The sequence below is a fragment of the Nocardioides aromaticivorans genome, from assembly GCF_013408525.1.
Lineage (GTDB): Bacteria > Actinomycetota > Actinomycetes > Propionibacteriales > Nocardioidaceae > Nocardioides > Nocardioides aromaticivorans.
The window spans coordinates 4,398,519-4,424,448 of record NZ_JACBZM010000001.1 but is presented as its reverse complement, the minus strand read 5'-3'; the positions used below and the strand labels follow the sequence as shown (position 1 = coordinate 4,424,448).

Here is a 25,930-nt window from a genome sequence, read left to right as displayed (position 1 = left end):
TTCAGTTCTCCTTCTCGGCCGCGTACTCGGCGATGACGTCCTCCAGCACGGCCGCGGTGCTCGCCGCGACGGCGCTCCAGCTGAACAGCTCCTTCACGCGGCGGCGTCCCGCGGCGCCCATCTCGGCACGGCGAGTGGGGTCGTCGAGCAGCGCGGCGACGGCCGCGGTCAGGGCGCCCACGTCACCGGGCTCCACCACGTCGGCGCACAGGCCGTCGGGGCCGACGACCTCGGGGATCGCGCCGGCCCGGGACACCACGAGCGGGGTCTCGCAGGCCATCAGCTCCGCGGTCGGGAGCGAGAAGCCCTCGTAGAGCGACGGCACGCAGGCCAGCTCCGCGGAGCCCATCAGGGCAACGAGCTCGTCGTCGGTCAGGCCGCTGGCGAAGGAGACCCGGTCGGCGATGCCGAGCTTGTCGATGAGCTTCTCGGTGACCCCGCCCTCCTTGGGCTTGGTGACCAGCACCAGCTCGAGGTCGCGCTCGACGACGAGCTTCGCGAAGGCCTCGAGGAGCACCGAGATGCCCTTGAGCGGCGCGTCGGCGCTGGCCATCGCGAGGATGCGACCGGCCACGCGCGGCTCGGTCGGCGGCACGAAGCGGTCGTCGACGCCGAGCAGGATCGTCTCGATGCGGGCCGGGTCGACCTTGAACTCGCGTACGACGTCGCGCTTCGACGACTCCGACGGGACGATCACCCGGCGCAGCTGCGGGGCGGTGCGCTTCTGCTGGCCCAGGAAGGAGTACCAGCGCCACACGCCGATCTTCGGCAGCTCGAAACGCCACCTCGAGCCGTGCTTGCGCTTGGCCCACACGGCCGACGCCAGCTCGATGCGGCGGTCCATCGTGATCGGGTGGTGGATCGTCGCCGCCAGCGGCAGGCCGATCGCCGGGTCCTCGACGCCGAGCAGCGGGGTGGCGAGGGTCTGGTTGTCGAAGACGATGTCGAAGTCGTCGCGACGCGCCTTCAGGAGCTTGACCACGCGCCGGCTGAAGGTGAGCGGCTCCGGGAAGGCGCCGCTGCGCATCGTCAGCCACTCCTCCACGTCCACCAGGTCGCGGAACTCGCGGGGACGCGGGTTCCGGAACTCGTCGCCGGGCTTGTAGAGGTCCAGGCTCGGGACCTTGGTCAGCGTGACGCCCTCGTCGAGCTCGGGATAGGGCTGGCCGGAGAACACCTCGACCGTGTGCCCCAGCGCCACGAGCTCGCGGGTCAGGCGGCGGATGTAGATCCCCTGCCCGCCCACGTGGGGCTTGCTGCGGTAGGACAGCATTGCAATTCGCATCAGGTACTTCTCCCCAAGTCGTGCTCCCGGGGAGCAGGGATGTAACAAAATCGTGGTGGAACGTGTTCCAAATTATGCGCTACCTGCCGGTAGCCTATCGACTGGGTCCTCAACAGACCGCCTCGTCATCTTCACCCCAGGGGGACATTCCGTGAGCATCGCGAACCCGTCCACGTCCGAGGACCTCGGATCGGCAGCGCAGCGGGAGCGCCGCAAGCGGATCCTCGACGCCACCTACGAGCTGGCGAAGTCCGGCGGCTTCGACGCCGTGCAGATGCGCGCCGTCGCCGAGCAGGCCGACGTCGCCCTCGGCACGCTCTACCGCTACTTCCCGTCGAAGATCCACCTGCTGGTCAGCGCCTTGGGCCGCCAGTTCGACGAGGCCGCGGTGCGGCTCAACGAGCGCGAGATCCCCGGCGACACCCAGGCCGACCGGGTGCTCTACGTGCTCAAGCGGATGGCCCGCGGCATGCAGGGCGACCCCAAGCTGACCGAGGCGCTGACCCGCGCCTTCATGTTCGCCGACAGCAGCGTCTCCAACGAGATCCACGTCGTCGGCATGGCGATGACCTCGATCGTCACGCACGCCATGCACGGTGGGGAGCCCGCCGAGGGCGCGCTGACCGACCAGGACGTGGCGATCGCCCGCGTCCTCGGCGACGTGTGGCTGTCCGCCCTGGTGGCGTGGGTGACCGGCCGCTCCACGGCGGCGGAGACCGCGGCCCACATGGAGACCGCGGTGCATCTCATCTTGCGGGACTGAAGCGAGCGCGTCTACGCCGAAAGGGCGGCAGCAAGCTGCCGGGCGCCGGCTCCCGCCGCGCTGCCGCTCCATTCCCGCTATGCGCCGAAGGCGTGCGTGCTCGTCACGCCGCCGTCGACCGCGATCTCGGCACCGTTGATGTACGACGACTCGTCGCTCGCCAGGAACACGTAGACCGGGGCGATGTCCTCGGGCAGGCCGACCCGGCGCAGCGGGACCTTGCTGGCGCCGTACTCCATCGCGGCGTCGCCACCGTGCACCCGCGTCATCGGGGTGTCGATCATGCCGGGGTGCACCGAGTTCACGCGGATGCCCTTCGGCCCGAGCTCCATCGCCGCGCACTTGGTCATCCCGCGGATCGCCCACTTGGTGGCGGCGTACGCGGTGCACGACGGCATGCCGGCGAGCCCCTCGACCGACGAGGCGTTGATGATCGAGCCGCCGCCGTTCTTGCGCATGGTGCGGCTGACGGCCTGCATCCCGAGGAAGACGCCCAGCTGGTTGACGCGCCAGACCAGCTCGACCTCGGCGGCGGGCATCCGCTCGATGTCGCCGAAGCGGAGGATGCCGGCGTTGTTGGCGAGCACGTTGACGGGGCCGAAGCGGTTGTTGGTGTCCTCGACCAGCGCCGTCCAGGAGGCCTCGTCGCTCACGTCGTGGTGGGCGAAGTGGGCGTTCGCACCCAGCTCGTCGGCCAGCGCCTGGCCCTCGTCCTTCGCCACGTCGGCGATGACGACCTTCGCGCCCTCGGCGACATAGGCGCGGGCGATCGCGGCGCCCTGGCCCTGCGCGCCACCGGTCACGATGGCGACCTTGTTCTCGAGTCTCATACGGTCAGCCTCATGATCGAGTCGGCGGCGAAGCCGACGTGCGGGTCCCGGTCGGCGAAGAAGCCGCCGAGCTGCTTGTCGAGGTCGTCGCCGGTCCACAGGTCCCCGGAGGCGTCGAAGCGCTGCTCCACGACCGGCGCCGCGACGAGGGCCACCATGCCGCCGTACACGACGAAGACCTGGCCGGTGATCCGCTCGGCGGCCGGCGAGGCGAGATAGGCGACGAGCGGCGCGACGTGGTCGGCGGAGTACGGGTCGACGGCCTCGCCGGACTGGTCCTCACCGAAGACGGCAGCCGTCATCGCGGTCCGGGCCCGCGGGCAGATCGCGTTGGCACGCACGCCGATCTTCGACAGGCCACGCGCCGTCGACAGGGTCAGTGCGGCGATGCCGGCCTTCGCAGCGGCGTAGTTGGCCTGGCCCGGCGAGCCGCCGAGGAAGGCCTCCGACGCGGTGTTGACGATGCTGCCGTAGACCGTGCCGGTCTCGCTCTGCTTCGACTGCTCGCGCCAGTACGACGCGGCATTGCGCGAGAGCAGGAAGTGGCCGCGCAGGTGGACCGCGATGACCGCGTCCCACTCCTCGTCGGACAGGTTGAAGAGCATCCGGTCACGCGTCATGCCGGCGTTGTTGACGACGATGTCGAGGCCGCCGAGCTGCTCGACGGCCGCGGCGACCATGGCGTCGGCGGTCTCGCGCCGGCTCACGTCACCCGGTACGACGACTGCTTCTCCCCCGAAGGCACGGATCTCCTCGACCGCCTCGTCCCCGGCGCCGGGGAGGTCGTTGACGACCACCCGTGCGCCGGCCCGGGCCAGCGCGACCGCCTCGGCGCGGCCGAGACCGGCACCGGCGCCCGTGACGATCGCGACCTTGCCCTCGAGCGAGGTCCCTGCAGCCATGCTCACTCCTCCACCAGCGTGATCGCGGCCCGGGGGCACGCGGCGACCGCACGCCGGACGTTCTCGATGTTCTCGTCGGTGGTCTCCTCGGTGTGCAGCTGGAGGAAGTCGTCGTCGTCCAGCTCGAACACCTCGGGGGCCATGGCCTCGCACAGCCCGTTCGACTCGCAGAGGTCGAAGTCGACCTTGATCTTCATCGTGTTGCCTCTCAGGTCATCTTCCGGTGGTCCCAGGACGCGACCCGCTCGGGATGGATGATCACGCCCACCCGCTTGGTCGCCTGCTTCTCGACGGTCTGCATCCCGAAGTCGCCGAGCGCCTCGAACGACTCGACGTTGAAGATGCGGGTCGAGACCGCCTTGCCGATCTCCAGGATCGCGTCGTGGTCGCGGACGATCTCCGCCCGTCCCTCGATGGAGACGCCGCGCAGCTCGAAGTAGTCGACGCCGTCCTCCACGAGCGCGCTCACCCGCGGGTCGCGCTCGAGGTTGAGGATCTTCTGGCTCCGGCCGTACGTCCAGAACGCGATCTTCCCGTCCATGACGACGTAGAAGAGCGTGGTCAGGTGCGGGAACCCGTCGCGGCCGTTGGCGGCGACCTGCACCTTCATGTTCTCCTTCAGGAGCTGCTCGACCTCCGCGTCGGTCAGCTTGACCTGGTCGCGTCCGCTGCTCATGTCAGCTCCCTTCCGAGGAGTGTCCGGGGAAGACGTGGGCCGAGGGGTCGATCACCACGGCGGCGTTGTTGACGGCGGTCGCGGCCTCGCCGAAGCCGACCGCGATCAGGCGCACCTTGCCGTCGTACTCGGTGATGTCGCCGGCGGCGAAGACCCGCGGCAGGCTGGTGCGCATCGCGGTGTCGACCACGATGTGGCGGCGCTGGGTCTCTAGGCCCCACTGCTGGAGCGGACCGAGGTCGGCGACGAAGCCGAGCGCCGCGACGACGGCCTGGACTGGACGCACGGTCGGCTCGCCGTCGACGGTGATCTCCACCTCGGCCAGCGCGCCCCGGTCGCCGCCGTCGGCGTCGCGGAGCGCGGTCACCTCGGCACGGGTGACGATGTCGACCGACGAGGCCTGGACCTGCTCGACGGTCCGCTGGTGGGCGCGGAACGCGTCGCGCCGGTGGACCAGGGTCACCGAGCGCGCGATCGGCTCGAGGTGGTGGGCCCAGTCGAAGGCGCTGTCGCCACCGCCGACGATGACGACGTCCTTGTCGGCGTACGGGTCGAAGCTCGGGACGAAGAACTCGACGCCCCGACCGATCCAGCCCTCGGCGGCCGGCAGCGGGCGGGGGCTGAACTTGCCGATGCCCGCCGTGACGATGAGGGCCTTGGCCTTGACCAGGGTGCCGTCGTCGAGGGTGAGCTCCACGCCCGTCTCCTCGTCGACCTTCAGTCCCGAGGCGGTCCGGCCGAGCAGCTGGACCGGTTCGGCCGTCAGCGCCTGCGCGACGAGGCCGTCGACGAGGTCGCGCCCCTTGACGTCCGGGAATCCGGCGACGTCGAGGATCGCCTTCTCGGGGTACATTGCGGTGACCTGGCCGCCGAGCTCCGGCAGCGAGTCGACCAGGGCGACGCGCAGGCCGCGGAAGCCGGCGTAGTACGTCGCGAACAGTCCGGCAGGTCCGGCGCCGACGATGGCGACGTCACAGCTCACGGGGTGGTCCACACCCGAACTGTAACGTGTTCTAGTTTGTTTTGTCTTGCGCCGTGTTCGTGTCGAGACCGTCGACGAGCCAGCCCTGGTCGGTGTGGACCATGGTGACCAGCACCTTGAACGGCGTGGACACGACCTCGGCCTTGCCCTCGCGCGTGCGCTGCACGTTCTGGTCGAGGAAGACCAGGGCCTGCAGCCGGGTGCGATTGGCCCGGACCACACCCTGCGCGACGACGCTCGCGACCACGACGGTCTTGTTGGCGATGAAGTCCTGCTTGATCGCCTCCGCCGTCTTGCGGTAGCTCGACTCGAACGTGGTCGTCATCAGGTCGGCGGCCTCGTCGACCTCGGCGTCGTACTTCTGGAAGTCGACGGCGACGATGTCCTTGGCCGCCTTGGCCGCCGCGTCGACACCTTCCTTGACGTCGATGTCGGCCGCGACCACCGGCCGGCCCTCGGGCACCTCGACACCGGCGACGCCGCTCGCCTCGCGCGCCGCCGGCGGGTCGTCGTCGCCGATCTTGTCGAGCACGAAGAGCACGGTCTCGCTGCCCAGCGCCAGGGCCACCAGGATCAGGGTGGCGATGAGGACGCGGGTGGTCTTCTGCCGGGCGAGCACGCCCGGGCGGGGCGCGGGCGGGGGCGTGCCGGCGGCCTTCGCGAGCGACACGCCCGCGGTCCTCGGAGCCTTCGCGGTCGGGGTCTTCGCGGTCGGGGCCTTCGTCGAGGTCGCGGCAGGCTCGACCGCCTCGTCGGGACGCGCGGTGTCGCGCTGGCCCGCGATCTTGCGGGGACGCTGGACGCCGCCGCGCGAGCTGGCGGGGCGCCGGGGGGTGGAACCACTCATCGAAATCCGTCCTCGCCCTACGTCACGAACTGGAGGTCGCGGGTCAGCCACTTGCCCTTGTCGAGGACCAGCTCGATCTGGATGCGGTAGTTGTTCTCCCGCTCCTTGAAGTCCGTCTGCTTGTTGGAGACCGTGCCGGTCGTCGCCACGATCACGGTCGCCGAGTCCTTGTCACCGGAGACCAGGCCGGTCCAGACGACCTTGCCGGTCATCGTCGACTTCGCCTGGGCGGCGAGCTTCTTGAGGTCCGAGGTCGCGGAGTTGTACTGCTTGAGGAAGTCGCCCGACGCGAGCGCCTGCACCGTCGTGATCGCCTTGTCGGGATCGCGGTAGTCGAGGTTCGTCATCGCCGCGGCCATCTCGCTGGCCGAGTCCAGCTGGGCGGCGACGCGCGCCTGCACGTCGTCGGGCGCCTCGCCGACCTCGGTGACCACGCCACGCCCCACGTCGGCGCCGAGCTGGGGCGTCGCCTCGTCGTCCTTGTCCTGCCACAGCACGAAGCCGAGGAAGATGGCCGCGCAGGCCAGCACGACCGTGGCGGCGTACAGGGTGATGTTGAGGCGGACCCGGCTGGAGCTGTCGGGAGACGTCGGGGTCACTTGCTCGCGACCGGACCGATCAGCAGCCACTTCCACGCATCCCCTCCCAGCACCGAGTAGTCCTCGGGCCTGTTCAACCGCACCTGCGTGCCCTCCCCGTCGACGAGCCCGGGGACGATGCCGGTCTCCGTGTCGTAGACGCCACTGTAGACGCGTCCCGGCGACGCCGATCCACCGCGCATGCCCGGAGCGTACTTGGCACCACGCATGTTGTACGGCGGCCCGGACGTGCAGCTGACGTCGGCGGGCTCGCGGTCGGTGAGGTCCTGCGTCGAGCGCCAGTCCTCCGGCGGCACGTAGCCGGCCGTGCAGGGCGGCACGCTGTAGTCATACTGCAGCGTCACGTGGCCCCAGCCGTCCGCGGTGCTGCCGGTCGGGCCGCCGGCGATCAGGGCGGGATAGGTCACCAGCAGCTGCTCGAGGCCCGGCAGCTCGCTCACCATGATCTGGCCGACGGTGACGAGGTCGCCGAGGAGGACCGGCAGGGTGGGCTCGAGGTCCTTCAGCAGCCGGTCGAGGGCGCGGGCGGCGCCGGGCGTGTCGCTCAGCACCGACTTGAGGTTGCCGTTCTGCCCGCGCAGCATCGTGGTGACCGTGTTGAGGTCGGCGGCGAACTTGCGGATGTTCTCCTTCTGGCCGCGCTGCGTGCGGAGCACGGTGAGGCTGTTGTCCAGGAGCGCGATCGTCTCCTCGGTGTGGGCGTTCGCCTCCTCGATGAAGGCCGAGCCGCCGTCGAGCAGGCGCTGCAGGTCGCGGCCCGTGTCGCCGAACATCAGCCCGAGCTCCTTGACGACCTTCTGCAGGCTCTCCTTGTCGACGGAGTCGACGAACCGGCTGAGGTCGACGAGCAGGTCGCCCTCGTCGACGGGCAGCGACTTCTCGTTGCCCTCGTAGCGGGCGCCGTCGGCGGCGTACGGGCCGTCGGTGCTCTTCGGCTGGAAGTCGAGGTACTGCTCGCCGACCGCGGAGAGGTTGTGCACGAAGATCTCGGCGTCGAGCGGCAGCTTCGTGCCGTGCTCGAGGTCCAGGGTCAGGTCGACGCCGTCCTCGGTCGCGTCCATCTTCGTGACCTTGCCGACCTTCACGCCGCGGTAGGTCACCTCGCTGCCCTCGAACAGGCCGCCCGAGCCGGGCAGGCTCGCGGTCACCGTGATGTTGCGGCCGGTCACCCGGTCGACGATGCCGAGATAGCTCGCGGTGATGTAGGTGATGCCGACGGCGCTGAGGACGACGAAGGCCATCAGCCGGATGCGTACGCCCTGGCTCATGCCGTGCCTCCGAGCAGCTCGTCGGTCGATCCGCCCTGCCGGGTGAGCCCCGGCTGGACGAGCCCGCTGGTCAGGCCCGACAGCATCCCGTTGGGCCCGAGCAGGCCGCCCTGCAGCAGCTTGCCGAGGTCGAGGTCCGGCAGGGAGTTGAGCAGCTTGCAGACCGGGCTGCCCTTGAGCGCCTGGGTCCGGCACTCCGCCTTGAGCTGCTTGAGCAGGTCGAGGTCGCTGAGCACCTTCGCGCACGCCGAGCTGGTGAGGCTGCCGCTCTTGAGGCAGCGCGTCACCTGGTTGACCACCTCGACGAGGTCGGGCAGCTGCAGGTCCGGGATGCCGAGGGAGTGGAAGACGTTGGCGAAGTTGAGGTCGGCGCGCGCGATCGTGTCGGCGTAGTCACCCTGCACGATCTTGTTGGCGGCCTGCGGGAACGGGAAGCTGACCAGCAGGTTGAGACCGGGCGCCAGCTGCTCGTCGGCCTCGCGCAGCTTGCGCAGGATCGGGCTCAGCTCCTCGAGGATCTTGAGCACGTCCTCCTTGCTGGCGTTGATGACGCGGGTGCCGACCTTGCCGAGCTGGTCGAGCGCCTTGAGCATCTCGATCAGCTCGTCGTGCTGGTCGGCGAGCACCTTGATCGCGGGGCCCGTCGCGTCGAGCGCGTCGCCGATGGTGTCCTTCTCCGCGTTGAGCGTCGCGGTGAGGTTGTTCATCGACTCGAGCGCGCTGATGATCTGGACCTTCTGCTGGTCCAGCGTGCCGACCACGGAGTCCAGCGACGACAGCAGGTTGCGCAGCCGGCCCTCGCGGCCCGACATCACCTGGTTGGCCTCCTGCGTGATGGTGCCGAGCTGGGCCACACCGCCGCCGCTCAGCAGGAAGGACAGCGCGCCGAGCACCTCCTCGACCTCCGGGTTGCGTCCGGTGGCCGCCAGCTCGATGGTGTCGCCCTCGGCCAGCCGGCCGGTCGGCTCCTGCTCGGTCGGCTCCTCCAGGGCGACGTACTTCTCACCGAGGAGGGAGACCTGCCGGATGTCGGCGATCGCGTTGTCGGGCAGCTCGACGTCCTTGCGGATGAGCAGCTTGACCTTGGCGTTCCAGCCGGCCCGCTCCACCTCGGAGACCTCGCCGACGGTGACGTCGTCGACCATCACCGGCGAGCGCGGTACGACGTTGAGCACGTCCTTGAAGTAGACGGTCACCTCGAAGGCGTCGTCGGCGTCCACCTCGTGCCCGGGCAGGGGAAGGTCGTAGGCGCCGTCGAAGCTGCTGCAGCCGGTCAGCACGACCAGCCCGGCGAGGGCCGCGAGCGTCTTCGCGCGCCAGCTGCGCGCGGCGGGGCGGGTCACGACGTACCTCCCAGGAGATCCTCGACGGTCGCGCCGTCACCGCTCGCGTAGGTCACCGGCGTGCTCTCCGGTCGCCGGATGCCCTGGCTGGTGTCCGCCCCGGCGGTCTTGGCCTTCGGCAGGTAGGACTTGTACTCCGGCGGCAGCCACGGGAGCTTGGCCAGGATCGGCTCCATGACCTTCTCGACCAGGTCGCACGCGGTGTCCTTGAGCGCCTTCGGCATGGTCGGGTGCTGCTGGATGATCGCGCAGACGATGCCGTCGGCGTCCCACACGTAGCCACCGATCGCGACCCGGCTGTTCTGGCCGTCGGCCACGTGGTCGAAGCCCATCTGGAGGTTGGCCATGGCGGTGGGGGCGATCTTCACCGCCGTCTCGATGTTGTCCTTCTCCGAGACGATCGTGTTCATGACGTCGGTCAGCTTGCGGACGTCGGTCACGAAGGCGTCGCGGTTGTCGTTGACGAAGCCCTTCACGCCACCGACCGCCTTGGCGACCGCGGCGACTGCCTGCTCGAGCTCGTCGCTCTCCTCGGCCAGCATGGCCGAGACGCCGGTGAGGTCCTGCATGAAGGCCCGGACCAGCTTGTCGTTCTTCGCCAGCGTGTCGGTGAACTTCGCCAGCTGGGTCACGGTCTCGAAGAGCGGCCCGGCCCCGTTGCCGAAGGTCTCGGCCGCCTGGGCGAGGTCCTCGATCATCTTGTTGCCGCGGGAGCCCTGGCCGTCGAAGGCCTTCTCCCCCGCCTCGAGCAGGTGGTCGAGCGTGCCGTCCTTGTTGACGCCGTTGGGGCCGAGGGCCTGGGTGAGGCTCTGCAGGCTGCTGTAGATCCGGTCCAGCTCCACCGGCACGGCTGTCTCGGGCAAGGCGATGTCGGCGCCGTCGGCCAGCACCGCGTCGCCGTCCTCGAAGACCGGCGTCAGCTGCACGAAGCGGTCGGCGACGAGCGTCGGGGTGACGATGACCGCCTTCGCGTCCTCCGGGATGCGGTACTGGGCGTCGTACTCCATCTCGACGCGCACGGAGTTGCCCTCCGGGATCACCGCGGTGACCTTGCCGACGTTGACTCCGAGCACCCGGACGTCGGTGCCCTCGAACACGCTGACCGCGCGCGGGAAGTGGGCGGTCACCGTCTTCATCTCCGCCGGCGAGCGCAGCAGGTTGAGCGACACGGCGACGAGCAGGACGACGGCGAGGAGCGCGAGCACCCGCCGGTCGATGCGCTTGAGGATCGTGGTCACCATCGCCATCACTCCGGGAACCCGGGAACGAACTCACCGGACGGCAGGGCCAGCAGGTTGGACGCGTAGGCGTCGAACCAGGGACCGGTTCCGATGATGTTGCTGAGGATGGAGACGTAGGGCCCGAGCGCGGCGAGCGTCTCCTTGAGCTTCTTCTTCTTCGACACCAGGAAGGACACCAGCCCGTCGACCTCGGCCAGCGCGGGTCCGATCTGCTTCTCGTTGTCCTTCACCAGGCCGCGCAGCTCGACGGCGAGGCTGCGGGCGTTGACGAGCAGGTCGTGCACTGCCGCCTTGCGCTTGGTGAGCTCCTTGAAGACGAGGTCGCTGTTCTTCATCAGCGAGACGATGTCGCCGCTGCGGTCGGCCAGCACCTTGCTCACCTGCTGCGAGCTGTCGAAGAGCGTCTGGATCTCGGCGTCGCGGGAGGCCACGCTCTGGGAGAGCCGCGCGATGCCGTCGAAGGACGCCTGGATCTCCGGCGCGGACACGTCGAGGGTGTCCGCCACCGTGTCGAGCGCCTGGGAGAGCTGCTCGGTGTCGATCTCCTCGGTCGTGGTCGTCAGGTCGCTGAACACCCCGACGATGTCGTACGCCGCCTCCGTGCGCTCGAGCGGGATGGTGCCCCCCGACGCGAGCTGGCCTCCTCCGGCCGGCTGGACGTCGAGGAACTTCTCGCCGAGGAGGTTGAGCACCTCGATCGAGGCGGTGCTCTCCTTGCCGAAGTCGACGTCGCCGTCGAGCTCGAACTTCACCTTGACCCGGTCACCGGACAGCGTCACGTCGGAGACCCGGCCGACGCGGATGCCGCCGACCTGGACGATATTGCCCTTGTGGATGCCGCTGGCGTCGGAGAACTCGGCGTAGTACGTCGTACCGCGGAAGCCCGGGAACTTGCCCAGGTTGAAGGTGGCGGCGGAGACCACGGCCATGACCACCAGGGTGATCACGCCGAGGCGCAGGATGCGGGCGTCGCTCGTGTTGGCCATCAATGGTCCTGGCACCGGGGAGCGGTGGACTTGAACGAGAACTCGGACAGGTAGCCGAAGATCCGCTTCAACAGCGCCTGCTCCCCCACGATCGGCAGTCGGATGGACGCGGAGACACCACAGACGTAGTACTGGTACCAGGAGCCGTAGGTGCCCGTGCGGGTCTGGTCGGTCATGGTCTCGGGCATCCGGTCGAGCAGCTGCGAGAGGTTCTTGCGGTTCTCGGGCCGGTTGAGCAGCTTCGAGAGGCTCCGCAGCGCCGCGATGTCCTCCTTGAGCAGCGGCCGGCCCCGACGCAGGAGGTCGGCGACCGTCACGGTCAGCTGCGAGATGTTGTCGAGCGAGGACCCGATCGTGTCGCGGTCCTTGGCGAGGTCGGTCATCCAGTCCTTGAGCTCGACGACCAGCGTGCTGAGCTGCTGGTGGCGGTCGTCGACCGTCTTCAGCGTCGACGACAGGTTCGTGATGACCTCGCCGATGAGCGCGTCGCGGTCCGCGAGGGTCGTCGTCAGGGAGGCGGTGTGGGCCAGCAGGCTCTTCACCGTGCCGCCCTCGCCCTGCAGCACCTGGACGAGGTTCATGCTCAGCTCGTTGACCTGGTCGGGGGTGAGCGCGGCGAACAGCGGCTTGAAGCCGTCGAAGAGGACGGTCAGGTCGAGGGCCGGCTTGGTGTTCTCGACCTTGATCGTGTCGCCGTCGTGCAGCGGATCGGCGCCGTCGGCGCCGGTGCCCTCCTCCAGCGCCATGTAGCGGTCGCCGACGAGGTTGAGGAACCGGATCTCCGCGCGCGAGGCGGTCGTCATGTGCACGCCGGCGTCGACCTTGAAGGTCACCAGCGCCATCGAGCGCTTGTAGTGCTCGACCTTGCTGACCTCGCCGACGTTGACGCCCGCGACGCGGACGTCGTCGCCCTTCTCGAGCATGGTCGCGTTGGTGAAGACCGCCTTGAACTCGTTGCGGTCACCGAAGCCGATGTTGCCCATGATCACCGCCAGCGTGCCGGTGACGAGGATCGAGACCGCGGTGAAGATGCCGAGCTTGATCGCGGCCGACGTGGTCGCGGCGTTGCGGCGGTTGAGGAGGTGGCTCGCGGACGTGTTGCTCATCCGGCCGCCCGCCCCTCACGCACGACGGGCCCGTAGAGCAGCGACCCCAGGGCGCCGTACGACGACGGCTCGCCCCCGGCCTTGCTCGCCAGCACCGCGTTCACCACCTTCTGGTCGGCCTCGCTGCCGGCGTACCCGCTGTCGAGGCTCACGTTGGGGTTCTCGACGCCGGGGATCGGGAAGGGCAGGTAGCCGCCCTTCTCGTCGATGTCGGAGCCCTGGTCCAGCGGCGTGGCGGGAGCCGGGACGGTGAACTTCGGCAGGCCCAGGCACCACGGACCGTGGCCGACCTCGCCGTACTCGGGCAGGTCGCGCTCGTCGTAGGCGCGGTACTGCGGGGTGCCGAGCTCGATGTACTGCTTCACCCAGTTGCCCTCGAAGGTCTTCGACAGGATCGGTGCGTAGTTGGCCGCGCCGCGGATCAGGCACGGGAACTCCGGCGAGTACTCCGCCAGGAGGGCCATGACCGGCTCGGTGACCTCGCCCATCCGGACCAGGTTCTGCTCGTTGGTGGTGAGGATCCGCGTGCCCGTCCTCGCCAGACCGGTGAGGTCGGAGAAGAAGGTGTCGAGGTCCTTCGCCTTCTCGGTGACCGTCTTGCTGGTGACGGTGACGTTGTCGAGCATGTCGAGCAGGTCCGGCGCGGCGAGGTCGTAGGCGTCGGCGACGTCGGCCAGCGCGATCAGGTCCTCGCGCAGCGTGGGCAGGTGGTCCTCGATGGCGCCGAGGTACTCCCCCAGCTGGTCCATCGTCTCGCCGATCTCGCTGCCCCGGCCCTCGAGCGCGGTCGCCAGCGCGTTGAGCGTCAGGTTGAGGTCGGCCGGGCGGACGGCGCGCAGCAGCGGGAAGAGGTCGGCGAGCACCTGGCTGAGCTCGACATTGGTCTCGACCCGGTCGGCGGGGATGACGTCGCCGTCCTTGAGCGAGGTCGAGGAGCCGCCGCCGTCGGGGCGCACGAGCGCGACGAACTTCTGGCCGAACAGGGTGGTCGGCAGGATCTGCACGTCGACGTCGGCGGGGATCTTCTTCGCCGCGTCCGGCTCGAGGGCGAGGGTGATCTCCGCCTGCTCGCCGTCCTGGTCGATCTTCTCGACCCGGCCGACCAGCACCCCGTGGATCCGGACGTCGCCGAACTTGGCGAGCTGCAGACCGGCCCGGTCGGCCTTGACCGTGATCGTCGTGGTGCTGTCGAACGCCTTGTTGTAGATCGCGATCGACAGCCAGATGAGCAGCGCGATCGCGGTGAGGAAGCCGATCCCGGCCACCAGGAGTCGATTGTGCTCCCGGGCGCTGTCGTGGTGGATGTTGACCAGCATCAGGCCCTCACCCCGTGATCCGGACCGTGGTCGTCGAGCCCCAGATGGCGAAGCTGAGGAAGAAGTCGGCGACGACGATGGTCACGATGCTGGTCCGGATCGCCTTGCCGACCGCGCGACCCACGCCGGCCGGGCCACCGGAGGCGGTGTAGCCGTAGTAGCAGTGGATGAGGATCACCGCGACCGCGAGGAAGAGCAGCTTGAAGAAGGACCACACCATGTCGATGGGCGGCAGGAACTGCAGGAAGTAGTGGTCGTAGGTGCCCGGCGACTGCCCGTAGATCAAGGTGACGATGAGCCGCGGCGAGAGGTACGACGCGCACAGGGCCACGATGTAGAGCGGGATCACCGCGACGAAGGCCGCGATCATCCGGGTCGTGACGAGGAAGGGCAGCGACGGGATGCCCATCACCTCGAGCGCGTCGATCTCCTCGGAGATCCGCATCGCACCCAGGCGGGCGGTGTAGCCGCAGCCGACGGTCGCGGCCAGCGCGATCGACGAGACCAGCGGGGCGACCTCGCGGGTGTTGAAGTAGGCCGAGATGAAGGCGCTGAACTTCGCGACGCCGATCTGGCTCAGCGAGGCGTAGCCCTGGATGCCGACCTCGGTGCCGGCGAAGAAGGCCATGAACGCGATCACGCCGACGGAGCCGGCGATCAGGCTCAGGCCCCCGGCCCCGAACGCGACCTCGGCGAGGGTGTTGCTGATCTCGCGCGGGTAGCGGCGGATGGCCCGCGGCGCCCAGACGAGCGCCTTGGCGTAGAAGAGCAGCTGGTCGCCGTACCCCTCGAGGCCGGAACGGCTGCTCTTGACCGCGCCGCCCACGATCTCCCCTGCGACGGCCATCAGAGACCCACCGGCGGAGCGATCTGGAAGTAGATGGCGGTGATCACGGCGTTGAGGAAGAACAGCGCCATGAACGCGATGATCACCGACTCGTTGACGGCGCGGCCGACGCCGCTCGGGCCGCCGCCGGCGCCGAGGCCCTTGTAGGCGCCGATGATCGCGGCCAGCCACCCGAAGATGACCGCCTTCACCATGGCGATGTAGAGGTCGGGCAGCGAGGCGAGCGCGGTGAAGGACGACAGGAAGGCACCGGCCGAGCCGCCCTGGACGATGACGGTGAAGAAGTAGCCGCCTCCGATACCGGTCCCGATGACGATGCCGTTGATCATCAGCGCGACGAACATGGTCGCGACGACCCGGGGAGCCACCAGGCGCTCGAGTGGGTCGATGCCCAGCACCTCCATCGCGTCGATCTCCTCGCGGATCTTGCGCGCGCCGAGGTCGGAGCAGATCGCGGACCCCGCGGCGCCGGCGATGATCATCGCCGCGGCCATGGGGGCCGCCTCGCGCACCGTGGCGAGCACCGCGGTCGCACCGGCGAACGACTGGGCGCCCAGCTGCCCGGTCAGGTTGCCGACCTGCAGCGAGATGACCGCCCCGAAGGGGATCGAGACCATGATGGTCGGCATCAGCGTGACGCTGGTGACGAACCAGGCCTGCTCGAGGAACTCCCGGAACTGGAACGGGCGGGTGAAGATCCGCTTGGTCACCTCGACGACCATCAGCGCGATCTCACCGGGGCCGCGAACGACCGAAACGGCGTTGAACGCCACGCCCGCGCTCCTCTCCCGTGCCTGCCCGACGCGCTTCCCTGAGCACGTCGCCGGGCAATATTAGAACACGTTCTTGTTGTGACCAACGCGACACCGTGTGACTGGAGCCACATGTGGTCACCCTCCAGGGAGCACAACTGCCCGCCGGCGGGTCGGGTCACGGGAGGCGACGGCATTCACAGGGTGCTCCCTAGGATCCTCCTGTGACGACGCCGATCTCCCGCCTGCCGGCGCCGGTGCGCGCGGTGGCGAGGCACCCCTCCGCCGTCCTGCTCGTGGCCCAGCTCGTGCTGGTGCTCGCCTACCCGGGTCTCGACGGCTCGACCTTCGGTCGCGCGGTCGTCGGTGTGGTCCAGATGCTGGTCGTGCTGGCCGCCGTGTGGGCCGTACGCCGCACCGAGGTCCTCACCTGGGTCGCCCTGCTGCTGGGCGCGCCCGCGGTGGTGCTCGCGGTCGCCGAGGCGGTCGAGCCGGACCTCGGCTGGGTCGTCGTCGCCTCGGCTGCGTTCCACGTCCCCTTCTACTTCTTCGTCTCCTACGCGCTGATCCGCTATCTCTTCCACGACGAGAAGGTCACCCGCGACGAGCTCTTCGCCACGGGCGCGGCCTTCACCGTCGTCGCCTGGGGCTTCGCCTACCTGTACGCCGCCGCGCAGGTCATCTGGCCCGGCTCGTTCGTGGGCTGGAGCAGCCCGGACGCCAGCACCGACCTGCCGTGGTTCGAGCTGCTCTACCTGTCGTTCACGACGCTGACCAGCGTCGGCCTGTCCGACATCTACCCCGTCGTCGCCCAGGCGCGCTCGTTGGTGATGCTCGAGCAGGTGGCCGGCGTCTTCTACGTCGCGCTGGTGGTCGCCCGCCTCGTCGGACTCACGCGCTCGGGCGCGGCCCGGGACTGATCTCGACCATCGAGCTGCCGGCGGCGACCTGCTCCCGGGTGGTGAGCGAGCGGATCCGCCGCCGGTAGCGGCGGATCTGCACCGTCCCGAGCCCCCACAGGACGTACTGCACGGCCATCGCCCAGCGGAACGCCTCGGGCGGGTAGCTGCCGTCCGAGCCCGGCGACAGCGCGTCGAGGACGATCCCCACGCCCACGATCACCAGCAGCGAGGACGTGAACCCGCCGACGTTGATGATGCCGCTCGCGCTCGCCGTGCGGTGGTCGGGGTTGCTGGTGCGCGCCACGTCGAAGCCCACCATCGAGCCCGGCCCGCCCGCACCCGTGACCAGGATGAGGAGGACCAGCAGCCACAGCGGGGCGTCGCCCGGCCACAGCAGCACGCTCGCCCACACCGACGCCATCGCGCCGATGATCACGAGCCCGAGCGTCGAGCGGTGCCACGGGTGGCGGCCGACCAGCCAGCCGAAGAACGGCCCGTAGAACAGGTTGGTCAGGAACAGCAGCGAGATCAGGGCACCGGCGGTCGCCTCGGAGCGGTGCTCGGCGCTGACCAGGAACGGGAAGCCCCACAGCAGGCCGAGCAGGGCCGGGCTGAACGGCGTCGAGAAGTGGATCCAGAGGCCGAGCCGGGTGCCCGGCTGCTCCCAGGAGGCGGCGAGGCTGCGCGCCAGCGCCCGTGCGGACATCGGGACCCCGCGCAGGTGGGCCTGGGTCGGCGAGTCGTGCAGGACCAGGCGCAGCACGACGAGCATCACCAGGCCGGCGACAGCGCCCGCGAGGTAGGCGCGCGTCCAGCCGAACTGCCCCAGCGCCCAGGTCATCGGCGCGGCCGCGCCCAGGGCGCCGAGCTGGCCCAGGTTGCCCGTCAGCTGGCTGACCAGCGGCACCTGCCGCGCCGGGAACCAGGACGTCACCAGGCGCAGGACGCAGATGAAGGTCATCGCGTCGCCGACGCCGACGAGCGCCCGGGCCACCAGCGCCGTCGGGTAGTCGCCGGCGAAGGCGAACGCCGCCTGACCGGTGCTCACCACGGCGACCGCGGCCGTCAGCACGGTCCGCGAACCGTAGCGGTCGACCATGAGGCCGACCGGGATCTGCATCGACGCGTAGACCAGCAGCTGCAGCATCGTGAACGACGCCAGCTGGCTGGCGGAGATGTCGAACCGCTCGGTCGCCGCGAGACCGGCGACGGCGAGGCTGCTGCGGTGGAAGACCGCGAGGGCGTAGACGACGAGGCCGACGCCCCAGACCAGGTAGCGACGCGGCGTCCCCGGTTGACTCACCAGCCGAGATTATCGACTACGCCGTCGCCGCCGCTCGCCGGGGCTCGCGCGGCTCCCGCGCTCGTCGGGAGTGCTTCGAGCTCGTTCCTCGCTCGGCACTCCCTCCTCACTTCGTCGCCTCCATCATCTGGCGCAGCTCCTTCTTGAGTTCGCCGATCTCGTCGCGCAGCCGCGCCGCCAGCTCGAACTGCAGCTCGGCCGCGGCGGCCTTCATCTGGTCGGTGAGGTCCTGGATCAGCTGGGCGAGGTCGGAGCTCGGCAGGCCGGCCAGCTCGGCGGCGTGCCCGCCGATGTCGGTCGAGCGCAGCTGCGGGGTCGGCGACTTCTTCGGCTTCACCCCGCCGGCGCGCCCCTTCTGGCCGACGTCGGCCCAGGTCTGGAGCAGCTCCTGGGTCGTCTCGTCCTCGCGGGCGAGCATCTCGGTGATGTCGGCGATCTTCTTGCGCAGCGGCTGCGGGTCGATGCCGTTGGCCTCGTTGTAGGCGACCTGCCGCTCCCGGCGGCGGTTGGTCTCGTCGATGGCCGCCTCCATCGACGGGGTGACCCGGTCGGCGTACATGTGCACCTCGCCGGACACGTTGCGGGCCGCGCGACCGATCGTCTGGATCAGCGACTTGTCCGAGCGGAGGAAGCCCTCCTTGTCGGCGTCGAGGATCGACACGAGGGACACCTCGGGCAGGTCGAGGCCCTCACGGAGCAGGTTGATGCCGACCAGGACGTCGTAGAGGCCGAGGCGCAGGTCGCGCAGCAGCTCGATCCGCTTGAGGGTGTCGACCTCGGAGTGGAGGTAGCGGGTGCGGATGCCGGCGTCGAGGAGGTAGTCGGTGAGGTCCTCGGACATCTTCTTGGTCAGCGTCGTGACCAGGACCCGCTCCTCCTTCTCGGCGCGGGTGCGGATCTCGTGGATGAGGTCGTCGATCTGGCCCTTGGTCGGCTTCACCACGACCTGGGGGTCGACGAGCCCGGTCGGGCGGATGATCTGCTCGACGACGTCGCCCTGCACCTTGTCGAGCTCGTAGTCGCCCGGCGTCGCCGAGAGGTAGACGGTCTGGCCGATCCGGTCGAGGAACTCCTCCCAGCGCAGCGGCCGGTTGTCCATCGCGCTCGGGAGCCGGAAGCCGTGCTCGACGAGGTTGCGCTTGCGGGACATGTCGCCCTCGTACATGCCGCCGATCTGCGGGACGGCGACGTGGGACTCGTCGACGACGAGCACGAAGTCCTCGGGGAAGTAGTCGAGCAGCGTGTTCGGCGCGCTCCCCCGGCTACGGCCGTCCATGTGCATCGAGTAGTTCTCGATGCCGGAGCAGGAGCCGACCTGGCGCATCATCTCGACGTCGTACGTCGTGCGCATCCGCAACCGCTGGGCCTCGAGCATCTTGCCCTGCCGCTCGAAGGTGGCGAGCTGCTCGGCCAGCTCGGCCTCGATGCCGCGGATCGCGCGCTCCATGCGCTCCGGGCCGGCGATGTAGTGGCTGGCCGGGAAGACGTAGAGCTCCTGGTCCTCGGTCAGCACCTCGCCGGTGACCGGGTGGAGGGTCATCAGCCGCTCGATCTCGTCGCCGAAGAACTCGATGCGCACCGCGAGCTCCTCGTAGACCGGGAAGATCTCGAGGGTGTCGCCGCGCACCCGGAAGGTGCCGCGGGTGAAGGCGAGGTCGTTGCGGGTGTACTGGATCTCGACGAGGCGGCGCAGCACCGAGTCGCGGTCGTGCTCCTCGCCGACGCGCAGGCGGACCATCCGGTCGACGTACTCCTGCGGCGTGCCGAGGCCGTAGATGCAGGACACCGTGGACACCACGATCACGTCGCGGCGGGTGAGCAGGCTGTTGGTCGCCGAGTGCCGCAGCCGCTCCACCTCCTCGTTGATCGAGGAGTCCTTCTCGATGTAGGTGTCCGTCTGCGGGACGTAGGCCTCGGGCTGGTAGTAGTCGTAGTAGGACACGAAGTACTCGACCGCGTTGTCCGGAAACAGCTGGCGCAGCTCGTTGGCGAACTGGGCCGCCAGGGTCTTGTTGGGCTGCAGCACGAGCATCGGACGCTGCACCTGCTCGGCCACCCACGCCACGGTCGCCGTCTTGCCCGTGCCGGTCGCGCCGAGCAGGACCACGTCTTGGACGCCGTCGTTGAGCCGCTTCGTGATCTCCTTGATGGCGGCCGGTTGGTCGCCCGATGGCGTGTAGTCCGACTTCACGTGGAAGGGGGCGACACGACGCTCGAGATCGGTGACCGGACGCATGGATCCAGCGTACGGGCGGCCACCGACAGCGGGCCTACCGTGGCCGGTCGGGCTGGACCCGCAGGGCGTGCAGCGCCGTGGCGAGCATCGCGTAGTGCCCGACGAGCATCACGATCTCGATCCGCTCGCGGTCGTCGAACTGCCCGCCGAGCTCGCTCCACAGCGCATCGGTCAGGTCGCCCTCGGCCAGCAGCTCGTCGGCGGCGCGGAGCAGCAGCACCTCGCGGTCGCTGAAGGCTCCCTCGACCGCCCCCGCCTCGATCGCTGCGATCTCGTCCACGGACAGCCCGGCGCGGCGCCCCAGCCGCCGGTGCTGGGTCAGCTCGTACGACGACCCGCGGCGACTCGCGACGCGCAGGATCACCAGCTCCGACTCCCGTCGGGACAGTCGTCCGCCGGGCATCAGTCGGCCGGCGAAGTGCAGCCACCCCCAGAACAGGCGGCGGTGCCGCCCGAGGGTGAGGAACACCGCCGGCGGCTCGGTCCCCTGCACCCGGCCGGCGACGCGGGCGAACAGAGCGACGAACAGGCCGACCTCGCGCCAGCCGCCCGGCTGGATGCGCGGCTGCGCCGGCGGGGTGTCCGGCGTGCTCATGCCAGGTCCGAGCGCCGGGCCTGCTCGACGGCCGGGAGCACCCGGTTGGCCCCGTAGTTGAACACCCGCATCGCCACCGCGTAGCCGGGCGGGAAGTAGCGCTGCAACCAGTGCACGAGCCGGATGTCCGGCGAGGTGTACACCCAGTAGCGGTTGCGCAGCGCGCCCCTCCAGATCGACTCGGCGGCCTGCTGCGGCGACACCGCCCGCTTCTGGAACTGGCGCCGGGCGCGGACGAAGGACCTGCTCTGCTGGTCGATGCCGGCGATCCGGATCGTCTCGACCAGGCCGGTGTCGACACCGCCCGGGCAGACCAGGCTGACCCCGATCCGGTGCTTGCGCAGGTCGTAGCGGAGCACCTCCGACACACCGCGGAGGCCGAACTTCGTGGCGCTGTAGGCCGCGTGCCACGGCATCGCGATGATGCCGGCGGCCGACGACACATTGACCAGCTGGCCGCCGCGCCCGCCGTCGATCATCGGCGGGAGGAACTCCTCGATCACGTGGATCGGACCCATCAGGTTGACGTCGACCAGTCGCTGCCAGTGCTCCGGCTCGAGGCTGCGCACCGTGCCCCACACCGCGATGCCGGCGACGTTGAGCACGACGTCCATCGGCCCCGACCGCTCGGTCACCCCTCGCGCCAGGTCCCGGACCTGCGCATGGTCGGAGACGTCGGCCGCCTCGGCCGTGGCCACCTCTCCCCCGCCGGCCCGGATCGCCTCGGCGACCTCCGTGAGCAGCTCGCCCTGCAGGTCGGTCAGGTGCAGGACCGCGCCGCGTGCGGCGGCGTACTCCGCCACGGCACGGCCGATCCCGCTGGCCGCACCGGTGACCAGGACCTGCTTGCCGGCGAGGTCGCGGACGGGGGCTCGGAACCACATGGGTCCTCCTGGGAGCTAGAGGAGCGGGCGGAGCGGCGCCAGGACCAGCTCGGTGAACTTGCGGTGCATGTCCCGCGCCTCCCACTCCCCGCTGGTGAGCTCGAGGCAGTGGGACTGGTCGACCTCGAAGATCGCCTCGAGCTCCTTGGCGAACGACTCGTCGATGACCTCGATGTTGATCTCGAAGTTGCCCTGGAGGCTGAGCCGGTCGATGTTGGCCGTGCCGACGGTGGCCCACGTCCCGTCGACGGTGGCGGTCTTGGCGTGCACCATCGCGTCGCGGTAGCGCAGGATCCGCACGCCGGCGTCGAGGAGCTGGCTGAAGTAGCCCCGCGAGATCCAGTCGGCGACGATGTGGTTGGACTTCAGCGGCAGCAGGAGGCGTACGTCGACGCCGCGCCGGGCCGCGTCCTTCACCGCGTCGATGAAGTCCTCGTCGGGCAGGAAGTAGGCCTGGGTCAGCCACACGTTGCGGCTGGCCCGGTTGATCGCCTCGATGTACATCGCCCGGATCGGGAACATCCACAGCCGCGGCACGTTGCGCTGCACGCGCACGCGGGGCTCCCACGTCGACGCCGTCTCGAGCAGCAGGGGCCGCTCCGAGCCGCGCAGCCGCCGGCGACGGTTCAGGTTCCAGAAGTCGGCGAACGCCCGCTTGAGGTCCCACACGGCCGGGCCGGTGATCCGGACGTGGGTGTCGCGCCACTCGGTCTCGTAGGCCGAGCCGATGTTGTAGCCGCCGACGAAGCCCACGTTGTCGTCGACGACGAGGATCTTGCGGTGGTCGCGGCCGTAGCGGCGCAGGTCGAAGAAGCGCCAGCCCGCCGTGTAGACCGGGTAGCGCAGGACCTTGACGCTCGAGGGGAACCGCTGGAACGCCGGCGAGACCACGAGGTTCGCGAAGGCGTCGTAGATGCAGTAGACGTCGACGCCGCGCTCGGCCGCCGCGATCAGCGCGCGCTTGAAGCGCTCGCCGGTCGCGTCGCCCTTCCAGATGTAGGTCTCGAAGAGGATCTGGTGCTCGGCGCCGTCGATGGCCGCCAGCATGTCGTCGTACAGGTCACGACCGTAGGTGTAGGTCGTCATCTCCCCGTCGCCGACGGTGACGGCCCGCGGCTCCCGGGTCGGGAAGGGCTTGGGCCGCTTGCCGCGACGACGGTAGGAGTCGACCAGCGACATCGCGATCGCGACGAGGAACGGTACGCCGACCAGCGTGATCAGCGTCCGGCGCAGGACGGTCCTCAGCCCGGCGAGCGGGTCGGGTTCACGGTGCGCCACAGGCGTCACAGTAGTGGGACGGCCCAGCGGTCAGGAGCCGACCTGGCTGAGGAACTGCAGCGAGTCGACCTTCCAGTCGGCGCCGATCAGCTTCATCGTCATCAGGATGCTGCCGTCCTGGACGCTCACCTCGCCGCTGTCGTCGGTGATCGCCTGGCTGTAGTAGGCGAGCACCTCGACCTGCTCGGCGCTCACGACGCGCCCGGCGGCCTCGACCACCTGGCCCTTGGCCGAGGTCTTGCTGACCTCGATGGCCTTCTTGAGGTCGGCGACGTTCTTCTCGAGGCGCTCGCGGACCTCCTTGTTCTGCAGCTCGTCGATCCACGCGAAGTCGTGCTTGCCGTCCTCGTAGGAGTAGCTGGTCGCCTTGGTCACGAAGGCGCTCGCGGCGGTGATCGCATCCTTGTTGGCGGCCTTCTCGGCCTGGAGCTCACGGACCTGGCTGCGCGCGTCGGCACCGTCGTCGCCGGACTGGCGGTCGACGAGCAGCCACGCGCAGGCGGCGAGCGCCACGACCAGTGCCGCAGCGAGGGCGATGACCAGGTTGCCCGGTCCGGCACCCTTCGTGCTGTTCGTGCTCGCGCTGCTCACCGTGCTTGCTCCCGACCCCTCCGTGCTCGCAGGCTCGACACCCGGCTTGTCCAGGCTGGCCCTCCCTGCGCTCACCGTACCGGCCCCGGAGCGTTGGCAGCGCCACGCTGCAGGGTGGCGAACGATGCCGAGCACCGTCCGTCCTTCTGCAGGGCCCGGCGCTCGTTGACCCGCGGGTCGAGGCGCGAGGTGCCGTAGTTGCAGCGCGGGTCGGACTTGGTGATGATCTGGATGCGCAGCTCGCCGCCCTTGACCTTGGCCAGCACCGAGCGCAGGCCCGGTCCGTAGTTCTGCAGCAGCGCCCGCAGGTGCGGCTCGTAGGAGCGGAACACGTCGGTGAAGCTGACGCCCGTGGCCAGGAAGCCGGGCAGCACCTCGTTGGCGTCCTTGATCAGCTTGACCAGCTCGTTGATCTGGCCGGGGCCACGCTTGAGCATCCGCCGTAGCTCCGGGTCGTACTCACGCAGGAACTGCGCGAACTGCTTGGACGAGCGCGCCAGCTGGCGCAGCGAGTCGGCGTTGTCGGTGGCGATGCCCAGCACCGTGCCGGAGCTGCTGATCACGCGGTCCGTCTCGGGCCACACGGCGTCCAGGGTCTCCAGGATCGCCGTGCCCTGGTCGAGGATCTGGCCGAGGTCGTCGCCCGTGCCCTTGAGGCCCGTGCTGAGCTCGCTCAGCACCGTGCGGAGCTTCTTGTCGTCGATCTGGCGCAGCACGTTGTTGACCGCGACGACCGTCGAGCTGAGGCTCTTCGGCAGGTCCGTCGACTCCGCAGGTACGACGTCGCCGCTGGCCAGGAAGGGACCGCCGTCCTTCTTCGGCTGGAAGTCGAGGTACTGCTCGCCGACGGGCGAGAGGCTGCGGACCTTCGCGATGGAGTCCTTGGGGATCTCGGTGCCGGACGTGACCGCGATCGTCGCCACGACGCCGGTCTCGGCGTCGGGCACGATCGACCGCACCTTGCCGACCTTGATGCCGCGGTAGGTCACCGCGGACCCCTCGAACAGGCCGCCGGTCTGCGCGAGCTCGACCTTCACCTCGACCGGCCGTGAGGTGAGCGGCTGGTCGAGGACGGCGGCGAACACGTAGGCGACGGCGAACACCAGCACCAGGATGATGCCGATCAGGCTCAGGTAGAGCTTGTTGCCCAGGATCTTCATGTCAGTTCCCCCCGCCGAGCAGGCCGTTCAGGAGCGAGCCCAGGCCCAGCGGATCGCTGCTGCCGCCCGACGATCCACCGGACGAGCCGCCCGAGGAACCGGACTTGCCGGACTTGCCGGACGTGCTCGCCGGCTTGCCGAGGCCGAGCAGGCCGCCCAGTCCGAGGTTGTCGAGCAGGTTGCCGAGGCCGGGCGCCGAGGTGTCGATGCCGAGGAGCTTCAGGATGTTGGCCAGCGTCCCGCCGACCACCCCGCCTGCGTCGATCCCGTCCAGGTGCAGCTGGAGCGAGATGTTGAGGTAGTCGGTCGCGATGATGTTGTCGGCGGCGCCGGACGCCTTGATGATCCGCTGCAGCGAGGTGTCGAACGAGCCGTTGTTCTTGGCGAACTCGGCCAGCACCGGCTCGATCTCCTTGAGCAGCGTCAGCAGCTGGGAGCGGGTCGCCGCGACGGTGTCGTTGGCGGCACCGGTGAACTTCTCGACCTCGGCCAGCAGCTCGGTGAACTGCGGGGTCTTCTCCCGCAGCACCTTCGCCGCGGGCGCGATCTCGCGGACTGCCCGGTTGATCGTGTCCTCGCGCGAGTTGAGCGTCTTGGACAGCGAGTTGAGCGAGGTCAGCACGGCGTCGATGCTCTGGCTGGTCGCGTTGGCCTGGGTCAGGAAGACCGACGCCCGGTCGAGGAGCGTGCGGTAGTCGCCCTCGTTGCCGTTGAGGGCGGTGTTGAGCTCCTCGGTGACCGTCTGCAGCTGCTCGAGGCCACCTCCGTTGATGAGCAGCGACGCCTGCGCGAGGGCGTCCTCGACGGTCGGCGCCGTCTCGGTGTCCTTGCGCTCCAGCGTGGCGTCGTCGCCCAGGAGCTTCCCGTCGGCGGGGTTGGTGACGTCGACGAAGAGCTCACCGAGGGGGGTCGTGTAGCGCAGCCGCGCCTTGGCCCCGTCGCGCAGCTCGGCGTCGGCCTTGAGCGTCAGCGTCGCCTCCGCGACGAAGTCGCTGACGGTGATCTCCTTGACCTTGCCCATGTCGACGCCGTTGACCTTCACCGGCGCGCCGACGGCGAGGTTGAGCGCCTCGTCGAACTGGGCCTTCACCTCGATGGTGTCGCCGGAGACGCCGGTGCCCGGGATCGGCAGGTCGCGCATCGTCGTCCCGCAGGCGCTCATCGTGCCGACCCAGAGGGCGAGCACGGCGGCGGCGCAGGCGCGTGCGGTCTTGGTTCGCATCGTCGTCCTCATCGTC

Annotated in this window: 26 protein-coding genes; 2 read left to right on the top strand and 24 right to left on the bottom strand. The window is 69.6% G+C overall.

What is annotated here, in order from left to right:
- Window position 1 precedes the first annotated feature (1 nt).
- Window positions 2–1,285 carry a glycosyltransferase family 4 protein gene (locus tag BJ993_RS21185; protein WP_036542777.1) on the bottom strand — a complete coding sequence of 428 codons (1,284 nt, stop codon included), beginning with the start codon at window positions 1,283–1,285 and terminating at the stop codon, window positions 2–4.
- Window positions 1,286–1,436: 151 nt separating this feature from the next.
- Between BJ993_RS21185 and BJ993_RS21180 the strand changes: the two genes are divergently transcribed.
- On the top strand, window positions 1,437–2,048 hold the full coding sequence (locus BJ993_RS21180) for a TetR family transcriptional regulator (protein ID WP_036542775.1): 612 nt from the start codon (window positions 1,437–1,439) through the stop codon (window positions 2,046–2,048).
- Between the two features lie 77 nt (window positions 2,049–2,125).
- Here the strand turns inward: BJ993_RS21180 and BJ993_RS21175 are convergent, their stop codons facing one another.
- Genes BJ993_RS21175 through BJ993_RS21105 form a run of 15 tightly spaced genes read right to left on the bottom strand, consistent with a single transcriptional unit; the run spans window position 2,126 to window position 15,713 of the window.
- Window positions 2,126–2,878 carry a glucose 1-dehydrogenase gene (locus tag BJ993_RS21175; RefSeq protein WP_036542772.1) on the bottom strand — a complete coding sequence of 251 codons (753 nt, stop codon included), beginning with the start codon at window positions 2,876–2,878 and terminating at the stop codon, window positions 2,126–2,128.
- Window positions 2,875–3,780, bottom strand: a complete 906-nt coding sequence (locus BJ993_RS21170) for a 3-oxoacyl-ACP reductase (RefSeq protein ID WP_179651068.1) — start codon at window positions 3,778–3,780, stop codon at window positions 2,875–2,877. The genes BJ993_RS21175 and BJ993_RS21170 overlap by 4 nt, the downstream gene beginning before the upstream one ends.
- 2 nt (window positions 3,781–3,782) lie before the next feature.
- Window positions 3,783–3,977 (bottom strand): ferredoxin, encoded by a 195-nt coding sequence (locus BJ993_RS21165; RefSeq protein ID WP_036542766.1) that lies wholly within the window; start codon window positions 3,975–3,977, stop codon window positions 3,783–3,785.
- A gap of 11 nt (window positions 3,978–3,988) precedes the next feature.
- The gene (locus BJ993_RS21160; protein WP_179651066.1) at window positions 3,989–4,456 is read right to left on the bottom strand and encodes a pyridoxamine 5'-phosphate oxidase family protein; all 468 of its coding nucleotides are present in this window, start codon (window positions 4,454–4,456) and stop codon (window positions 3,989–3,991) included.
- Between the two features lies 1 nt (window position 4,457).
- The gene (locus BJ993_RS21155) at window positions 4,458–5,450 is read right to left on the bottom strand and encodes an NAD(P)/FAD-dependent oxidoreductase (RefSeq protein ID WP_179651064.1); all 993 of its coding nucleotides are present in this window, start codon (window positions 5,448–5,450) and stop codon (window positions 4,458–4,460) included.
- Between the two features lie 19 nt (window positions 5,451–5,469).
- Entirely contained in the window at window positions 5,470–6,285 is an 816-nt protein-coding gene (locus BJ993_RS21150) for a hypothetical protein (protein WP_179651062.1), read from the bottom strand.
- A 17-nt stretch (window positions 6,286–6,302) separates the two neighbouring features.
- A complete protein-coding gene (locus BJ993_RS21145; protein ID WP_051931839.1) occupies window positions 6,303–6,884 on the bottom strand; it encodes an Rv1363c family protein in 582 nt (193 codons plus the stop codon).
- Window positions 6,881–8,152, bottom strand: a complete 1,272-nt coding sequence (locus BJ993_RS21140) for an MCE family protein (protein ID WP_036542756.1) — start codon at window positions 8,150–8,152, stop codon at window positions 6,881–6,883. Before BJ993_RS21140 ends, BJ993_RS21145 begins: the two co-directional genes overlap by 4 nt.
- Window positions 8,149–9,495 carry an MCE family protein gene (locus BJ993_RS21135; protein WP_308645660.1) on the bottom strand — a complete coding sequence of 449 codons (1,347 nt, stop codon included), beginning with the start codon at window positions 9,493–9,495 and terminating at the stop codon, window positions 8,149–8,151. The genes BJ993_RS21140 and BJ993_RS21135 overlap by 4 nt, the downstream gene beginning before the upstream one ends.
- Window positions 9,492–10,736: an MCE family protein gene (locus BJ993_RS21130; protein ID WP_179651060.1), complete on the bottom strand. Its 1,245-nt coding sequence runs from the start codon at window positions 10,734–10,736 to the stop codon at window positions 9,492–9,494. The genes BJ993_RS21135 and BJ993_RS21130 overlap by 4 nt, the downstream gene beginning before the upstream one ends.
- Before the next feature lie 5 nt (window positions 10,737–10,741).
- Window positions 10,742–11,722: an MCE family protein gene (locus BJ993_RS21125; RefSeq protein ID WP_036542750.1), complete on the bottom strand. Its 981-nt coding sequence runs from the start codon at window positions 11,720–11,722 to the stop codon at window positions 10,742–10,744.
- Complete coding sequence (locus BJ993_RS21120) at window positions 11,722–12,828, bottom strand: MCE family protein (RefSeq protein ID WP_179651058.1); 1,107 nt, start codon at window positions 12,826–12,828, stop codon at window positions 11,722–11,724. The genes BJ993_RS21125 and BJ993_RS21120 overlap by 1 nt, the downstream gene beginning before the upstream one ends.
- Window positions 12,825–14,144 carry an MCE family protein gene (locus BJ993_RS21115; protein ID WP_036542743.1) on the bottom strand — a complete coding sequence of 440 codons (1,320 nt, stop codon included), beginning with the start codon at window positions 14,142–14,144 and terminating at the stop codon, window positions 12,825–12,827. The genes BJ993_RS21120 and BJ993_RS21115 overlap by 4 nt, the downstream gene beginning before the upstream one ends.
- A gap of 7 nt (window positions 14,145–14,151) precedes the next feature.
- Window positions 14,152–14,991 (bottom strand): MlaE family ABC transporter permease, encoded by an 840-nt coding sequence (locus BJ993_RS21110; protein WP_179651056.1) that lies wholly within the window; start codon window positions 14,989–14,991, stop codon window positions 14,152–14,154.
- Entirely contained in the window at window positions 14,991–15,713 is a 723-nt protein-coding gene (locus BJ993_RS21105) for an MlaE family ABC transporter permease (protein ID WP_051931936.1), read from the bottom strand. Before BJ993_RS21105 ends, BJ993_RS21110 begins: the two co-directional genes overlap by 1 nt.
- A 254-nt stretch (window positions 15,714–15,967) precedes the next feature.
- On the opposite strand from BJ993_RS21105, the gene BJ993_RS21100 reads away from it, so the two are divergent.
- Complete coding sequence (locus tag BJ993_RS21100) at window positions 15,968–16,663, top strand: potassium channel family protein (protein ID WP_242530637.1); 696 nt, start codon at window positions 15,968–15,970, stop codon at window positions 16,661–16,663.
- Here BJ993_RS21100 and BJ993_RS21095 read toward each other — a convergent pair.
- The 8 genes from BJ993_RS21095 to BJ993_RS21060 all read right to left on the bottom strand — a co-directional run bounded on the left by BJ993_RS21095 (window position 16,635) and on the right by BJ993_RS21060 (window position 25,914).
- Window positions 16,635–17,948, bottom strand: a complete 1,314-nt coding sequence (locus BJ993_RS21095) for an MFS transporter (RefSeq protein ID WP_308645659.1) — start codon at window positions 17,946–17,948, stop codon at window positions 16,635–16,637. The genes BJ993_RS21100 and BJ993_RS21095 overlap by 29 nt on opposite strands.
- A gap of 106 nt (window positions 17,949–18,054) precedes the next feature.
- Window positions 18,055–20,184, bottom strand: a complete 2,130-nt coding sequence (gene uvrB / locus BJ993_RS21090; protein WP_257026947.1) for an excinuclease ABC subunit UvrB — start codon at window positions 20,182–20,184, stop codon at window positions 18,055–18,057.
- 34 nt (window positions 20,185–20,218) lie between these two features.
- Window positions 20,219–20,779 (bottom strand): carboxymuconolactone decarboxylase family protein, encoded by a 561-nt coding sequence (locus tag BJ993_RS21085; RefSeq protein ID WP_179651054.1) that lies wholly within the window; start codon window positions 20,777–20,779, stop codon window positions 20,219–20,221.
- A complete protein-coding gene (locus BJ993_RS21080) occupies window positions 20,776–21,663 on the bottom strand; it encodes an SDR family oxidoreductase (RefSeq protein WP_179651052.1) in 888 nt (295 codons plus the stop codon). Before BJ993_RS21080 ends, BJ993_RS21085 begins: the two co-directional genes overlap by 4 nt.
- Before the next feature lie 15 nt (window positions 21,664–21,678).
- Entirely contained in the window at window positions 21,679–22,941 is a 1,263-nt protein-coding gene (locus BJ993_RS21075; protein ID WP_242530634.1) for a phospholipase D-like domain-containing protein, read from the bottom strand.
- Window positions 22,942–22,971: 30 nt separating this feature from the next.
- Complete coding sequence (locus BJ993_RS21070; protein WP_036542725.1) at window positions 22,972–23,532, bottom strand: hypothetical protein; 561 nt, start codon at window positions 23,530–23,532, stop codon at window positions 22,972–22,974.
- Between the two features lie 71 nt (window positions 23,533–23,603).
- The gene (locus BJ993_RS21065; RefSeq protein WP_179651049.1) at window positions 23,604–24,692 is read right to left on the bottom strand and encodes an MlaD family protein; all 1,089 of its coding nucleotides are present in this window, start codon (window positions 24,690–24,692) and stop codon (window positions 23,604–23,606) included.
- Window position 24,693: 1 nt separating this feature from the next.
- The gene (locus BJ993_RS21060) at window positions 24,694–25,914 is read right to left on the bottom strand and encodes an MCE family protein (RefSeq protein ID WP_179651048.1); all 1,221 of its coding nucleotides are present in this window, start codon (window positions 25,912–25,914) and stop codon (window positions 24,694–24,696) included.
- Between the last annotated feature and the right edge of the window lie 16 nt (window positions 25,915–25,930).